The following is a 14,190-nucleotide window of genomic DNA, read 5'->3' as shown; positions in this document are numbered from 1 at the left end:
CTACCGTTGTCTCCCGTGGACAGTCATCGGGGCCAATGGCCGATCGCCGCCGCTCTCGCCTTGCTGATGCTGGGCGAGCTGGTGCTGATGAACGGGCCGGGCAGCGCCGAGGCGCTGGTGTGGCTGCTCAGCGTGCCGCCGTGCATCGCCGCCGTCACGTCGTTCAAGTCACGTGCGTTCGCCATCCCGGTGACCGTGATGTCGATCTTCGTGTCGTCGTTCATCTTCCGGCTCTTCAACGTGAACCTGCCCACGCTGCTGAGCCCGCTGACCGTCGCCGAGACCGCGGCGTGCCTGGTGCTCACCGCCGTGATCGTGCGCGAGGAGCCGCGCCGCGCCGCCACGTGGTCGGTGGGCTCCCTGGTGGCCGTGAGCTTCTTCGCGGCCGTCGTGCGGGACAACTGGATCTCGTCCAGCAACTACAACGAGATGCTCGGCTCGCTCGTGCTGGGTTTCATGGCCGTCGGTACCGGCCTGTACTTCCGCGCCAGGGACTCCGAGAGCGGCCGGCTGATCGCGGCCGCCGTCACCGACGCCCAGAAGGAAGAACGGATCGCGCTGGCCCGCGAGCTGCACGACGTGGTCGCACACCACGTGACGGGCATGCTCGTGCAGGCTCAGGCCGCGCTGGAGGTCTCCGACGACGACCCGCGCGCCGCTCACCGGTTGCTGCCGGGCATCGTCCGATCGGGCACCGAGGCGCTGGGCGCGATGCGACGCATGGTCGGCACCTTGCGCCAGGGCGAGAGCGAGGCGGCGACGACCGACCTGGCGGCGGACGTCATCTCGGCCGTCGAACGCACCCGCGAGCTGGGCTTCGAGACCAGGCTGCGGATCGACCTGCCGGACGAGGTGCCGCCCGAGCTCGGCCGCTCGGTGTTGCGCCTGGTCCAGGAGTCGCTCACCAACGTGAACAAACACGCGCAGTCCCCGACGATGATCGACGTGGACATCTCCCGGACGCAGGGCGGCGCGCTGCGCGTGATCGTCGCGGACGACGGCCGGCCCGGCGAGCTGAACCAGGGCGGATACGGTCTCGTAGGTATGCGTGAACGGGTCGACCTGCTCGGCGGCCTGTTCTCGGCGGGCCCGCGTGAGAACGGCTGGCAGGTGCTCGCCGAGCTACCCCTGGAAGGGAAGAAGTGATCTCGGTCCTCATCGCCGACGACCAGGAGATGGTCCGCGTCGGTTTCCGGATGATCCTGGAGAAGCAACCGGACATCACGGTGGTCGCGGACGTGCCGGACGGCATCTCGGCCGTCACCGCCGCTCGTGAGCACAACCCGGACGTGGCGTTGCTCGACATCCGCATGCCTGGCCTGGACGGTCTCGAGGTCACCAAGAAGCTCTCTCCGACCACGAAGGTCGTCGTCGTGACCACCTTCGACCTGGACGAGTACGTGCACACCGCGTTGGAGAACGGCGCTTCCGGGTTCCTGACGAAGGACGCCGGTCCGGCGCTGCTGGTCGAGGCGGTGCGGGCGGCCGCTCAGGGCAACGCGCTGATCTCGCCCCAGGTCACCGTGCGGATGCTGGAGCACTTCGCCCGCCCGGCCGAGCGGCCCGATCTCGGGCTGTTGACCGCGCGCGAGCAGGACGTCGTGCGGGAGGTGGCCCGCGGGCTCAGCAACCAGGAGATCGCGTCGGAGCTGTTCCTGTCGCTGTCGACGGTGAAGACGCACCTCGCGTCGGTGCAGACGAAACTCAACGTGCGCAACCGGGTCGGGATCGCCTCTTGGGCGTGGCGCGCCGGTCTGGTGAACTCCTGACCCTGGCTGTCATGGCGTCTGCAAGTACCCCCAACCCATGATCAAACCCCCGCCAACTACACCCAACCTGTTCGACGTTCGCCGAACAGGTTGGGTGTAGTTGTGCGCTTGTTGATGTTGAGTTGGTGGTACTTGCAGACGCCAGATCAGACTCCCATGGGGTGCCAGACCGTCTTCGTCTCGAGGTAGGCACGCAGGCGTGACATGTCCGGCGTGACGGCGAAGTCCTCGCTGACCTTGTTGCGCAGCACGCGCTTCACCGTGCCGGCCGCCGCCCGCTCCAGGTCGACCCTGATCGACTCGGGTGCGCCCGTGAGGTCGAGCGCGTTCACGTCGGCGTGCGACGCGAGCCACGGCGCGATCTCCGCGGTGCGGCCGGTGATGATGTTGACCACGCCACCGGGCACGTCACTCGTGGCGAGCACCTCGGACAGCGTGATCGCGGGCAACGGGCGGTCCTGCGAGGTGATGACCACGCAGGTGTTGCCGGAGGCGAGCACCGGCGCGATCACGGACACCAGGCCCAGCAACGACGACTGCTGCGGTGCCAGCACGGCCACCACACCCGTCGGTTCCGGCGTGGAGAACGAGAAGTACGGGCCGGCGACGGGGTTCGAGGACCCCAGCACGGCCGCGATCTTGTCCGTCCAGCCCGCGTACCAGACCCAGCGGTCGATCGCGGTGTCCACCAGGGACTGAGCCTTCTTCACCGGCACGCCCTCGGACGCGGCGACCTCGGTGATGAACTGCTCGCGGCGGCCCTCCAGCACCTCGGCCACGCGGTACAGGACCTGGCCGCGGTTGTAGGCAGTGGCACCGGACCAGCTGCCGAAAGCCTTGCGGGCGGCGGCAACCGCGTCACGGGCGTCCTTGCGGGAACCCTGCGCGGCGTTGGCGAGGAAGGTGCCCTTCGCGTCGGCCACCGGGTAGCTGCGCCCGGACTCGGAGCGCGGGAACTTGCCGCCGATGTAGAGCTTGTAGGTCTTCGCGACCGTGATGCGATCAGACATCGAGGTAGGCCTCCAGACCGGTGCGGCCGCCCTCACGGCCGAAGCCCGACTCCTGGTACCCGCCGAACGGGGCGGTCGGGTCGAAGCGGTTGAACGTGTTGGACCACACCACACCGGCGCGCATCTTCTGCGCCATCCAGAGAATGCGCGAGCCCTTCTCCGTCCACACACCGGCGGACAGGCCGTACGGCGTGTTGTTCGCCTTGGCCACGGCCTCCTCGGGCGTGCGGAACGTCAGCACCGACAGCACCGGGCCGAAGATCTCCTCGCGGGCGATCCGCATCGCCTGCGACACGTTGGAGAAGACCGTCGGGGCGAAGAAGAAACCCTTGTCCGGCAACGGGCAGGACGACGTCCAGCGGACAGCGCCCTCGGACTCGCCCGACTCGGTCAGCTCCTTGATCCTGGTGAGCTGCTCGCGCGAGTTGATCGCGCCGACGTCGGTGTTCTTGTCCAGCGGGTCGCCGACGCGCAGCGTGTTCACCCGCGCGTGCAGCTTCTCGATCACCTCGTCCGCGACGGATTCCTGCACCAGCAGGCGGGATCCGGCGCAGCAGACGTGGCCCTGGTTGAAGAAGATGCCGTTGACGATGCCCTCGACGGCCTGGTCGAGCGGCGCGTCGTCGAACACGATGTTCGCGGCCTTGCCACCCAGCTCCAGCGTGAGCTTCTTCGACGTGCCGGCCAGCTGCCGCTGAATGATCTTGCCGACGTCGGTCGACCCGGTGAACGCCACCTTGTTGACGTCCGGGTGCTCGACGAGCGAGGCGCCGACGTCACCGGCGCCGGGGATGATGTTGACGACACCCGGTGGCAGGTCGCACTGCTGGATGATGTCCGCCAGCACCAACGCCGTCAGCGGCGTGGTCTCGGCCGGCTTCAGCACGACGGTGTTGCCGCACGCGAGCGCGGGCGCGATCTTCCACGCGGCCATCAGCAGTGGGAAGTTCCACGGGATCACCTGTCCCGCGACGCCCAGCGGCTTCGGGTCCGGCCCGTACCCCGCGTAACCGAGCTTGTCCGCCCAGCCCGCGTGGTAGAAGAAGTGCGCCGCGGCCGTCGGCACGTCGACGTCGCGCGACTCCTTGATCGGCTTGCCGTTGTCGAGCGACTCCAGCACCGCGAGCTCACGCCCGCGCTCCTGGATCTGCCGCGCGATCCGGTAGATGTACTTGGCCCGCTCGCTGCCGGGCATCTTCGACCAGACGCGGTCGTAGGCCTTGCGGGCAGCCTTGACCGCGGTGTCCACATCGGACTGCGACGCGGTCGAGACCTCCGCCAGCACCTCCTCGGTGGCCGGGTTGATGGTCTTGAGCGGTTCTCCGGTGCCCTCGACGAACTTGCCGTCGACGAACATCCGGTAGTTCGGCTTGAGGTTCGCGATGTCCCGCGACTCGGGCGCGGGGGCGTATTCCCACATGTCTTCTCAGTCCACCGTCACGTAGTCCGGGCCGCTGTAGTGGCCGTCCAACTGGGTCCGCCGCTGCATGAGCAGGTCGTTCAGCAACGTCGACGCGCCGAACCGGAAGAGGTGCGGGTCGAGCCATTCCGGCCCGGCCACCTCGTGCACGGCCACCAGGTACTTGATCGCGTCCTTGGTGGCGCGGATGCCACCAGCGGGCTTGACCCCGCGCAGCTCACCGGTCTGGTTCTTCCAGTCCCGCACCGCCTGCAACATCACGTGCGTGACCGGCAACGTCGCGGCGGGCTGCACCTTGCCGGTCGAGGTCTTGATGAAGTCGCCACCGGCCAGCAGTGCGAGCCACGACGCGCGGCGCACGTTGTCGTACGTCACGAGCTCGCCGGTCTCGAGGATCACCTTGAGGTGCGTGTCCCCGCAGGCTTCCTTGATCTTGACGATCTCCTCGAACACCTGCCCGTACCGCCCGCTGAGGAACGCGCCGCGGTCGATCACCATGTCGACCTCGGTCGCACCCTGCTCGATGGCGAACCGCGTGTCCGCGATCTTGATGTCCATCGTGCTGCGGCCACTGGGAAACGCGGTCGCGACGCTGGCGACGTTGATCCCGGTGCCCTCGAGCTCGTCGGCCGCGGTCTTGACCATGTCCGGGTAGACGCAGACCGCCGCGACCTTCGGCACCTCTGGCCGATCGGGGTCGGGCCGGCGCGCCTTGGCGGCCAGGCTGCGCACCTTGCCGGGGGTGTCGGCGCCCTCCAGCGTGGTCAGGTCGACCATGCTGATCGCCAGGTCGATGGCGTGCAGCTTGGAGGCCTTCTTGATGCTCCGCGTGCCGAGGCCCGCGGCTCGTTGCTCGACGCCGACCTGGTCGACGCCGGGGAGCCCGTGCAGGAAACGCCGCAGCGACGATTCGTCGCGCGTGGCGTCAGCCAGGGCCGACGGCAGTGTCGTTGGAGCAGCCATGCTTGCGAGTCTAAGCGGAATGGGACGCCCGTCCTAAGTGAGGCGATTTGTGCAGGTCAGCCCTGCTGAGCGGCACGGTCCGCTCGTCGATCTCCGGTGCGTCCTGCGCGGCGCTGCCCGTGCGCTTGAGCTTCTGCCACGGCAGCACGGCACCGGCCAGCGCCGTGATCACGGACTGGATGACGACCAGGTACATGAGCTGCCGGTAGACGACCGGTTGCAACGCGACCGCCCACAGCGGCCGCAACCGCTCGCCGTCGAGGCGGAACGCGATCACCGCCGGGATCAGCTGCAGCACGAGGAAGCCGAGCCACGCGAGCGCGCCGGCCACCGGATCGGTCCACAGGCTCAGCACCGCGAACACGTCGATCGCGGGGGCGAGCATCGGCAACGCCACCTGGTAGAGGAAGAGGTACGGCAGCGCGCGGCGGCCGAGCTTGCCGCCCAGGCCGCGGTCGAAGATCGCGCCGCGATGCTTCCACATCGCCTGCAACGTCCCGTAGCACCAGCGATAACGCTGCCGCCACAGCTGGCCGAGGCTCGCCGGCGCCTCCGTCCACGCCCGCGCGGACTCTTCGTAGACCGCCGACCACCCGGCCCGTTCCAGAGCCATCGTCAGGTCGGTGTCCTCGGCCAGCGTGTCCTCCGGGACGCCACCGACCTCGCGCAACGCCTCCACCCGGAAGCCACCGACCGCTCCCGGCACCGTCGGCATGCACTCCATGACGTCGTACATCCGCCGGTCGAGGTTGAAGCCGATCACGTACTCGATGTGCTGCCAGCGGCCGAGAAGCCCGGACCTGTTGCCCACCTTGGCGTTGCCCGACACCGCTCCCACCGCCGGGTCGGCGAAGGGCTGCACGAGGTTCGCCACGGTCTGCGGTTCGAGCACGGTGTCGCCGTCGACCATCACGACCAGCTCGGTCCGGGTGTGCCGCAGTCCGGTGTTCAGCGCCGCCGCCTTGCCCGCGTTCCGCTGGCGGACCAGGGAGACGTTGGGCAGGCGCAGGCTCTTGACCACCTCGGACGTGCGGTCGGTCGAGCCGTCGTCGATCACGATCACGTGCACGGGGTTGGTGCTCGAGAGGATCGTGCGGACGGTCGCCTCGATGCCTGCTTCCTCGTTGTACGCGGGCACGAGCACCGTCACCATCTGCGGGCGCAACTTGGGTGCGTGCTTGCCGGGCTTGCGCCGTGCGTGGATCGCCGTCGTCACCAGCAACACCGCGGCGCGGGCCAGCGCGAGGACGCTGGAGATCACGACGAGCCACGTCAGCAGCTCGGTGACGAACCGCGAGAACCGCACGGCCAGTGACACTGCAGTGCCCTCGGCACGCTGTGCGGTCGTCGCGGGCGCGGTGGCCTGTTGCACGCCGAACGCCTCACCGGCGGTCTGGAACGCGAAACCGCGCTCCTTCAGGCTCGGGATCAACTTCTCCAGCGCCGCAACGGTTTGCGACCGGTCGCCACCGCCGTCGTGCATCAGCACCACGGCGCCCTTGGTGTCCTTCGGCGTGGCGTTGGCGACGACGGCCTCGGTGCCGGGCCTGCGCCAGTCCTCGCTGTCGAGATCGGAGAGCAGCACGAGGTTGCCCGCCGCGGTGATCCGCTCGATGCCGACCAGGTCCTCGTCGTCGACGGCGTCCGGCCGGTTCGAGTACGGCGGCCGCACGAGCCGGCTGGACTTCCCGGTGCCGCTCGCCACGACCAGCCCCGTCTGCCCGAGCTCGATCCTGGCACGGGTCTCACCGACTTTGCCCAGGTCGACGTGGGTGAAGGTGTGCAGCCCCACCTCGTGCCCCTCGGCGTCGACGCGTTCCAGCACGTCCTGGTGCTGCGCCGCGTTCGCGCCGGTGACGAAGAAGGTGGCCCTGACCTCGTTGCGCCGCAGCACGTCGAGGATCTTCGGCGTCCACTCGGGGTCCGGTCCGTCGTCGAACGTCAGCACCACCGTGCGGTCCGGCGTCGTGCGCGAGCTGAGCCCCGGCCCGGTGTCGCCGACCAGCGGCCCGCCCTGGTGCAGGCTCTCCGGCACGGTGTTCGCGGGCCCTGCGGTGGGCGCGGCGCCCTGGCCGACACGTCCGACCACGAAGGTGTCCAGCAGCAACGCGCACAGCAGCACCACCATGCCCAATCCCAGCAACACCCAGTGGGCGCGGGGCTGCGGTCTCACGGCTTGCCCTGACCGGGCGCGCTCGGCCGGTTCGACGCCCCCGGCGGATCGGTGCGCTTGTTGCCGTTCTCGGGTGTCGTGGTCGTCGTGGTGACGCTCGCCACCGGAGGCGTCGTGGTGGTCGACGGTGGCGTGGTGGTGGTTTCGTTGCGTGGCAACGATGTTGCTTCGGGTGACGAAGCCGGGATGGTCGTCGTCGTGACGATCGTGGGTACGGCTACCTCGGGGATCGGCAACAGCGACGTCGGGCTCACCGGTCCACCGGCGAGTGCGACGACGAGAAGTACCAGGTAGGCCAGCACAGCGGCGGCGGCTGTGCCCATGGCGATGCGCATCACCTTGCGGCGGCGGCCACTCGGATCAACGAACACGGGTCTGTCAGAGGGAGTCGTCATGGCCTTCGCGGGGGGAGGGCGTGCGGACGCCGGAGGTTAACCGGCTACGCCGTCCAGCGGAAGTCCTTCACCAGCCCAGCTTCGCGAGCCCGTCCAGGACGCACTCGTCGAGGCTCGGGTATCCCTCCTGCTTGTGCCCGGCGGCGAACAGCACCCACCGCGACCCGAGGCTGTACTGGACGATCAACAACTCGCCTGTTTCGCCGACCGCTTCGAACAGCTCCGCGTACGCGTCGGCGTCGCTGACCGGTTCGTCGAGCCACGACCAGTCGCCCGACAGCTCTGCCAACGCCTTCCGCGCTGACCAGGCCTTGGTCGAGGGTGGCGAAGTCACCGCCGGACATCCAGTACTCGCCGACGTGGGGAGGCTTGTTGAGGCGGACGGTCCATTTGTTGCGGGGCCGCGGGCCGTCCATCTTGATCATCGAGACGACGCCGGCCTGTCCCGCCCGTTCGACGAAGTCCGCCAGCAGCATCAGTCGAGGAGCTCGCGCAGGATGCTGGACTTCTTCCGCTTCGGCCCCTTGACCTCCACGCCGCCCATGAGCGCGAGCCCGGTGATCCGCACCGTCGGCGCGCCAGGGATGTGCCGGCGCCCCGGCGCGTGGTCCTCGAAGGCGCCCATGAAGCCGAACCCGTCGACGTGGATGTTGATGTCGTCGGGCACCCGGATCTCGACGCCGCCCCAGAACGCGAAGCAGCTGATGGTGACCTCGGCCTCGGCGAACCGGGCGTGGGTCAGGTCGATCTCGATGCCGCCCATGACCGCCACGGCGTTGTGTACGCGCGGGACGACCCACTGCCCCTTGCGGTTGACGCCGGACCAAAAGGCGACGGATGTCGCGCTGCCGGGCTGGCCGCCGATGCGGTCGCTCACCACCGGCTGGTACTGCGGGCCGACCGCGGGCTGCGGCAGGCCGCTCAGCACCAGGTCGGCGGTGATGGGGATGAGCTCGCCGTAGGTCTTCGCCGCGTAGACGGCCACCAGCCGCTCATCCAGCTCGTGGATGTCCAGGCGGCCCTCGGCGGTCGCCTTGTGCAGCACTTGCGCGATCCGTTCCCGGTCTGCGTCCGAGGCGCGCATGTGGTTCTGGTCAGCGGGTACCAGCTCGTCGCTCACCCGATCGAGTCTAGAACTCCTACTTGCGGTTCGGGGCGTACTTCACCGTGATCGCAAAGGCCATCACCAGGAGCGCGGCGAGGCCGGCGGCGAGCGTCGGGCTGTGGCCCCAGAGCACGGGGAGCACGCCGATCAACACCGCCAGCGACGCCGACACACCCAGGATGACCAGCGGGGATTCACACAACTGCTGGACGGGCTTCTGTTCGATCGTCACCGTTCGCACCTCCGCGTCTCAACTGGCTACGAGACACTTCGGAGTCGTTTTGCCGGTTCTTTACTCCCGGATCGGGTTGTGCGGGCACCGAATCGGGTGGTCATCGGAACGGATTCGTCACCGGAGGGTCAGCCGGCCGCACCGACTTCTCCAGTGCTTCCAGCTCCGCCTGCGGCGCGTCGCCCACGGCGTAGCCGACCCCGGCGCGCAGGGCGAGGCGCACGCCGTTGGTGAACACCAGCTCGACGTCGTCGATAGTTTCGCGGACACCGTCCAACGTCCACGAGGTCTGCACGGTGAACGGGACGAGCATGGTGATGTATTCGTCGAACCGCACGCTCCGCGCCACCTGGAGCGCCCTGTCCCTGTTGTCGGGGAAACCTCCGACGGTCACGGTCGCCCACGCTCCCGGCGCCCACTCGAAGACCAGGAACGATCCCGTCCACAGCGCGCGCTTGCCGTTGACGTCCGGCATCCTCTCGCCCTGCGGCCCGCGGATGATCCCGGCCGCGTGCACGGTGACGCCGCCGGTCTGGTCGCCGTTCTTCTCCGGCCGCAGCACGATCATCTGGCGATCGCGCCCGGTGATGTACATGTCCGGCTTGAGCCCGGCCGCCGCCTCCATGCTGATCGTGCGCACCAACGGGTCGAACGACCCGGCGGCCACGTGCGGTTGTTCGGAAGGCCGGATCAGCAACGGCAGCACGCCCGCGATGATCAGCACGAACACCCCGGCCGCCGCCACCCGCAACGCCTTGGTGCGCTTGCCCGACCGGATCGCCCGCTGGACGCAGACACCCTCGGAAGCGGGAACGTCCATGGTGCGCAACGGTCCGAGCAGCCGTGCACCGTCCTCTTCGGACATCACTGAGTCACTCCCAACTGGGTGCGCAGGGCCGAGAGTCCGGCCGAAGTCTGGCTTTTCACGGTGCCTTCCGAGCACTGCAGAGCGCGTGCCACCTCGGCCACCGGCAGGTCGAACAGGAACCGCAGCACGAGAACCGCGCGCTGCCCCGGTGGCACGCGCATCAGGGCGACCCGGACTTCTTCGCGGGTCTCGAAGCTGTTCTCGAAGTCCGGGTTCGCGACCGCGGGAAACTCGTCCACGCGGTCGAACAGGCGCACGCGGCTCCACGGCCGCCTGCGTTCGTTGAGGAACGTGCGGACGAGGATCGCCCGCACGTACGCGTCGAGGTTGTCGGCGGCCCTGGCCTTGCGCCAGCTCGTGTACAGCCGCGTGATCGCGACCTGCACGACGTCATCGGCGCTGTGCACGTCACCGCAGAGCAGATACGCGGTGCGCCGCAACCAGGGCAGCGCCGCCGTGACGTACTCGGTGTACTCGTTGTCAGCCAACCCTCCCCCTTCCATCCGCACTCAAGACACGGCGCAGGGGGAGTGTGGTTGGGTGACCTGGGTCACCCGGTCGGCTGGCGCAGCGGCAGTCCGGCGGTCCGGTAGATCGAGTCGATCACCGTCATGTTCTTCACCGCGTCGTCCGCGGTCGTCGGGAACGGCTTGCCGTGCAGCACCGCGTCGGTGAACGCGTCCAGCTGGTAGGCGTAGGTGGCGCGCCGCCCGAACTTCTCGGACGAGCTGTGGTTCTTGAGCTTCAACGACAACTTGTGGAACGTCTGCGGGCCGAGCGGGTTGAACACGCTCAGCGTGCCGTTCTCGCCGATGGCCTTCATCGACAACTTGAACACCGTCGACGACCACAGCGACGCGTGCACGGAACCCGTGTGACCGGAGGGGAAACGCAGCGAGGCGCGCATCGCCCGGTCGATGGAGGGCCCGCGCAGCAACGCCCGTGCCGACCGCACCTCGGGTTCCTCGTTGCCCAGCAGGCGCGCCATGTGCACGGCGTAGCAGCCGGCGTCCATCATCGCGCCGCCCGCGAGCGAGTAGTCGTAGCGGATGTTCGAGAACACCGGCAACGGGAAGCAGACCGAGGCCTCGACGTGCCGCAACGGGCCGAGCACGCCGGACTGGATGATCTCGGCGACGCGCATCGCCAGCGGGTGGTAGCGGTAGTGGAAGGCCTCCATCACCACGAGCCCGGACGCTTCGGCGGCCTTGGCCACCACGGCGGCTTCGGCGGCGTTGGCGGTGAACGGCTTCTCGCACAGCACGTGCTTGCCCGCCTCGAGCGCCGCCAGCGTCCACTTGCCGTGCAGGCCGTTCGGCAGTGGGTTGTAGACGGCGTCCACCGCCGAGTCCGCGAGCAGGTCCTCGTAAGAACTGTGCACACGCGCGATGCCGTGCTTGTCCGCGAAAGCCTTGGCTCGCTCGGCGGACCGCGCGGCGACCGCCACGACCTCGGCGACGGTGGAGGAGCGGGCCGGCCGGATGACAGCGGGCGGCGCGATCATGGCCGCGCCGAGCACTCCGATGCGCACGTGGTCTGTCACGGGGCCGACCCTACACCTTCAGTAAACGGCGTTCACTCCGTCAGATCCGTTTCGCGCGTGGGGAAGAACGAGATCTTCTCGATCGGCGCCGGGTCGGACCAGTTCCACGACTCCATCTGGCGGCGTGACCTTCTGCCGAAGAACGCGCGCCACAGTTCGTAGCCGTCGACCTCCAGCGTGATCGGGCCGTCGCCGAGGGCGCCGAACTCGGTCTTCACCGTCACCTCGGTCAGCACGCGCGGGGCCATCCACACCAGGGTCGGCTGCCACACGGCGTCCGGCAGGCGTTCGCGGCCGAGCGCGGCGCGCAGGTCGGCCTCGTGCGTGATCGCGTCCAGCGCGAGCTGGAACGGGAGGCGCTCCATCCTGTCGATCTGCTCGGCGAAGACGTTCCACTGCTCCAGCAGGTCGTCCACTGGGACGCCTTCGCGTTCGGCGACGTGGCGCGCGGTCCACTCGTCCGACGGCGCGCCCTCCATGCGGCCGCTCACGAGATCTGACGCTTCGCCGGACAGGTGCGCGATCACCTGGTGCACGGTCCACTCAGGACAGGCGGGCACGGTGCGGGCGAGCTCGTCGGCGGTCAGGCCCATCGTCAGCCCGACGATGCGCTGACGTGCCTCGCGGTAGATCTCTTCGAACACCCCTAGCTCCTCCCAGCGGTTACGGTGTCGAGCATGGACGTCCTCGTCGTCGATCATCCACTCGCCAAGGCGAGACTCACAACAATGCGTGACGCGCGCACGGACAACGCCGCTTTCCGCGCGGCGTTGCAGGAACTCACCGTCATGCTGGTCTACGAAGCGATGCGCGAGGCGCCGCTGAAGGAAGACCGCACGCACACGCCGGTTGCTCGTACCACCGGCTACAAGCTCGCAAACCCGCCGCTGCTGGTGCCGGTGCTGCGGGCCGGGCTGGGCATGGCGGACCAGGCGCACAAGCTGATCCCGGACGCGCAGATGGGGTTCGTCGGGCTCGCCCGCGACGAGGAGACGCTGCAGCCGACGCCGTACATGGAGTCGCTGCCGGAGAACCTCGCCGGACGTCCGGTGCTCGTGCTCGACCCGATGCTCGCGACGGGCGGCTCGATGGCGTACACGATCCGCCTGCTGACCCAGCGCGGCGCGACCGACGTGACGGCCGTGTGCGTGCTCGCCGCACCCGAGGGAATCAACCATCTCGAGGACTCGAAGCTGCCAGTTCGTCTCATTACGGCCTCGGTGGACGAGAGGTTGAACGATTCCGGCTTCATCGTGCCTGGTCTGGGCGATGCCGGTGACCGTCTGTACGGGGCGGTTTAGGACATACCTCCGATCGGACGTAGCAGTGGTCTAGACCTCAGGCCTATCGTGCTCTGGACCACACATCGCCGCTGCCGCGATCCGAATTAGGAGACTCATGTCCAGACGGAGATGGGGTGTCGCCGCTCTTGCGGTTGGCGCCCTGTCAGCGTCGCTGGCCGTTGCGCCCGCGAACGCCGATGTCGAGACCAATGGGCACCACGGTTACTCGAAGACCCGCACCGTTGGGTACTTCATCCAGTGGGGCGTGTACGACCGGAACTTCCGCGTCAAGAACCTCGTGGACAGCGGGGCCGCCGCGCGGCTCACGCACCTGAACTACGCCTTCGGTTTCCTCGACGAGACCGGCAAGTGCGTCAGCGCCGACCCGTGGGCCGACTGGCAGATGCCGCACACCGCGGAGCAGTCCGTGAGCGGCAAGGCCGACGAGGCCGGCCAGGCCCTGATGGGCAACCTGAACCAGCTCAAGCAGCTCAAGGCCAAGTACCCCAAGCTGAGGATCAACATCTCGCTGGGCGGCTGGACGGGCTCGCGCTACTTCTCCAACGCCGCGCTGACGCCAGAGTCGCGCGCCGCGCACGTCAAGTCGTGCACCGACATGTGGATCAAGGGCGACCTGCCCGGTCTGCCGGCGGGTGCCGCCAAGGGCGTCTTCGACGGCATCGACCTCGACTGGGAATGGCCCGCCAGCAACGGCAACATGCTGCCGCCCAACGTCGTGCGCCCCGAGGACAAGCAGAACTTCACCAAGCTGCTCGCCGAGTACCGCAAGCAGATGGGCTGGAACCGCGACCTGACCGCGTTCCTGCCGGCCGACCCGGTGCAGATCGATCGCGGCTTCGAGGTCTCGAAGGTGTTCTGCTACCTCACCTTCGGCACGCTGCAGGGCTACGACTACCACGGCGCGTGGGACGCCCCGGCGAACCAGCAGTCCGCGCTGCGGGTGCCCAAGGGTGACCCGTCGGAGTTCGAGTTCAGCTCCGAGGTGACGGTCAACGCCTGGCTGCGGCGCGGTGCGCCGCGTTCGAAGGCGGTGCTCGGCGTTCCGTTCTACGGCCGCGGCTGGGACGGCGTCGCCCCCGGCACGCGCAACGGCCTGTTCGGCACCGGTGTGCCGGCGCCGGCCAAGTACGAGGCGGGCTACGAGGACTTCCACCGCATCACGGCGAAGCTCTCCGAACCCGGCAACACCTACAAGATCTACCGCGACGAGCGCGCCGGCTTCGCGTGGATCTACGACGGCAAGACGTGGTGGACCTACGACGACGCGACGGAGATGAAGCGCAAGGCTCGCTTCATCAACGACCGCAAACTCGGTGGAGCGATGATCTGGTCGCTCGACGGTGACACCGCGGACGGTCAGCTGATCAAGGCGCTCGACGGCGCCCTGAAATAGCCGCCCAGAAATAGC

At 68.6% G+C, this 14,190-nt stretch carries 16 protein-coding genes; 4 read left to right on the top strand and 12 right to left on the bottom strand.

The features are described from left to right. Positions 1–15 precede the first annotated feature (15 nt). Positions 16–1,146, top strand: a complete 1,131-nt coding sequence (locus ACWGE0_RS13750) for a sensor histidine kinase (RefSeq protein ID WP_452261242.1) — start codon at positions 16–18, stop codon at positions 1,144–1,146. After that, positions 1,143–1,769: a response regulator gene (locus ACWGE0_RS13745; RefSeq protein WP_452261241.1), complete on the top strand. Its 627-nt coding sequence runs from the start codon at positions 1,143–1,145 to the stop codon at positions 1,767–1,769. Before ACWGE0_RS13750 ends, ACWGE0_RS13745 begins: the two co-directional genes overlap by 4 nt. Positions 1,770–1,915: 146 nt before the next feature. Here ACWGE0_RS13745 and ACWGE0_RS13740 read toward each other — a convergent pair whose 3' ends face one another. From ACWGE0_RS13740 to ACWGE0_RS13685, 12 genes are all read right to left on the bottom strand, one after another. Continuing rightward, a complete protein-coding gene (locus ACWGE0_RS13740) occupies positions 1,916–2,779 on the bottom strand; it encodes an aldehyde dehydrogenase family protein (RefSeq protein WP_452261240.1) in 864 nt (287 codons plus the stop codon). After that, positions 2,772–4,199 carry an aldehyde dehydrogenase family protein gene (locus ACWGE0_RS13735; protein WP_452261239.1) on the bottom strand — a complete coding sequence of 476 codons (1,428 nt, stop codon included), beginning with the start codon at positions 4,197–4,199 and terminating at the stop codon, positions 2,772–2,774. The genes ACWGE0_RS13740 and ACWGE0_RS13735 overlap by 8 nt, the downstream gene beginning before the upstream one ends. Before the next feature lie 6 nt (positions 4,200–4,205). Next, a complete protein-coding gene (gene deoC / locus ACWGE0_RS13730; RefSeq protein WP_452261238.1) occupies positions 4,206–5,162 on the bottom strand; it encodes a deoxyribose-phosphate aldolase in 957 nt (318 codons plus the stop codon). 10 nt (positions 5,163–5,172) lie between these two features. Further along, the gene (locus tag ACWGE0_RS13725; RefSeq protein WP_452261237.1) at positions 5,173–7,335 is read right to left on the bottom strand and encodes a bifunctional polysaccharide deacetylase/glycosyltransferase family 2 protein; all 2,163 of its coding nucleotides are present in this window, start codon (positions 7,333–7,335) and stop codon (positions 5,173–5,175) included. Beyond that, complete coding sequence (locus ACWGE0_RS13720) at positions 7,332–7,670, bottom strand: hypothetical protein (protein WP_452261236.1); 339 nt, start codon at positions 7,668–7,670, stop codon at positions 7,332–7,334. The genes ACWGE0_RS13725 and ACWGE0_RS13720 overlap by 4 nt, the downstream gene beginning before the upstream one ends. Before the next feature lie 127 nt (positions 7,671–7,797). Further along, positions 7,798–8,064, bottom strand: a complete 267-nt coding sequence (locus ACWGE0_RS13715) for a hypothetical protein (protein ID WP_452261235.1) — start codon at positions 8,062–8,064, stop codon at positions 7,798–7,800. Positions 8,065–8,205: 141 nt separating this feature from the next. Continuing rightward, positions 8,206–8,850, bottom strand: a complete 645-nt coding sequence (locus ACWGE0_RS13710; RefSeq protein WP_452261234.1) for a DUF1707 SHOCT-like domain-containing protein — start codon at positions 8,848–8,850, stop codon at positions 8,206–8,208. 19 nt (positions 8,851–8,869) lie between these two features. Continuing rightward, positions 8,870–9,067: a hypothetical protein gene (locus ACWGE0_RS13705; RefSeq protein ID WP_452261233.1), complete on the bottom strand. Its 198-nt coding sequence runs from the start codon at positions 9,065–9,067 to the stop codon at positions 8,870–8,872. A 100-nt stretch (positions 9,068–9,167) separates the two neighbouring features. After that, positions 9,168–9,932, bottom strand: coding sequence for a hypothetical protein (locus ACWGE0_RS13700; protein ID WP_452261232.1), 765 nt, complete (start codon positions 9,930–9,932; stop codon positions 9,168–9,170). Next, the gene (locus tag ACWGE0_RS13695) at positions 9,932–10,438 is read right to left on the bottom strand and encodes a SigE family RNA polymerase sigma factor (protein WP_452261231.1); all 507 of its coding nucleotides are present in this window, start codon (positions 10,436–10,438) and stop codon (positions 9,932–9,934) included. Before ACWGE0_RS13695 ends, ACWGE0_RS13700 begins: the two co-directional genes overlap by 1 nt. 47 nt (positions 10,439–10,485) lie before the next feature. Then, positions 10,486–11,478: a Gfo/Idh/MocA family protein gene (locus ACWGE0_RS13690; RefSeq protein ID WP_452261230.1), complete on the bottom strand. Its 993-nt coding sequence runs from the start codon at positions 11,476–11,478 to the stop codon at positions 10,486–10,488. Positions 11,479–11,510: 32 nt separating this feature from the next. Further along, on the bottom strand, positions 11,511–12,122 hold the full coding sequence (locus ACWGE0_RS13685; protein WP_452261229.1) for a maleylpyruvate isomerase N-terminal domain-containing protein: 612 nt from the start codon (positions 12,120–12,122) through the stop codon (positions 11,511–11,513). Between the two features lie 33 nt (positions 12,123–12,155). Between ACWGE0_RS13685 and upp the strand changes: the two genes are divergently transcribed. Together upp and ACWGE0_RS13675 are read left to right on the top strand one after the other, a co-directional pair. Next, on the top strand, positions 12,156–12,779 hold the full coding sequence (gene upp, locus ACWGE0_RS13680; RefSeq protein WP_452261228.1) for a uracil phosphoribosyltransferase: 624 nt from the start codon (positions 12,156–12,158) through the stop codon (positions 12,777–12,779). A gap of 97 nt (positions 12,780–12,876) precedes the next feature. After that, positions 12,877–14,175 (top strand): glycoside hydrolase family 18 protein, encoded by a 1,299-nt coding sequence (locus tag ACWGE0_RS13675; RefSeq protein WP_452261227.1) that lies wholly within the window; start codon positions 12,877–12,879, stop codon positions 14,173–14,175. Positions 14,176–14,190 lie beyond the last annotated feature (15 nt).

Source organism: Lentzea sp. NPDC054927 (genome assembly GCF_053610285.1).
This window is presented reverse-complemented; position numbering and strand designations above follow the sequence as displayed.

Bases quoted from the DNA above. Each gene is read 5' to 3' on its own strand.
- ACWGE0_RS13740 (WP_452261240.1), bottom strand. From the start codon at position 2,779: ATGTCTGATCGCATCACGGTCGCGAAGACCTACAAGCTCTACATCGGC.
- ACWGE0_RS13735 (WP_452261239.1), bottom strand. From the start codon at position 4,199: ATGTGGGAATACGCCCCCGCGCCCGAGTCGCGGGACATCGCGAACCTC.
- upp (WP_452261228.1), top strand. From the start codon at position 12,156: ATGGACGTCCTCGTCGTCGATCATCCACTCGCCAAGGCGAGACTCACA.
- deoC (WP_452261238.1), bottom strand. From the start codon at position 5,162: ATGGCTGCTCCAACGACACTGCCGTCGGCCCTGGCTGACGCCACGCGC.
- ACWGE0_RS13720 (WP_452261236.1), bottom strand. From the start codon at position 7,670: ATGCGCATCGCCATGGGCACAGCCGCCGCCGCTGTGCTGGCCTACCTG.
- ACWGE0_RS13695 (WP_452261231.1), bottom strand. From the start codon at position 10,438: ATGGAAGGGGGAGGGTTGGCTGACAACGAGTACACCGAGTACGTCACG.
- ACWGE0_RS13675 (WP_452261227.1), top strand. From the start codon at position 12,877: ATGTCCAGACGGAGATGGGGTGTCGCCGCTCTTGCGGTTGGCGCCCTG.
- ACWGE0_RS13700 (WP_452261232.1), bottom strand. From the start codon at position 9,932: ATGTCCGAAGAGGACGGTGCACGGCTGCTCGGACCGTTGCGCACCATG.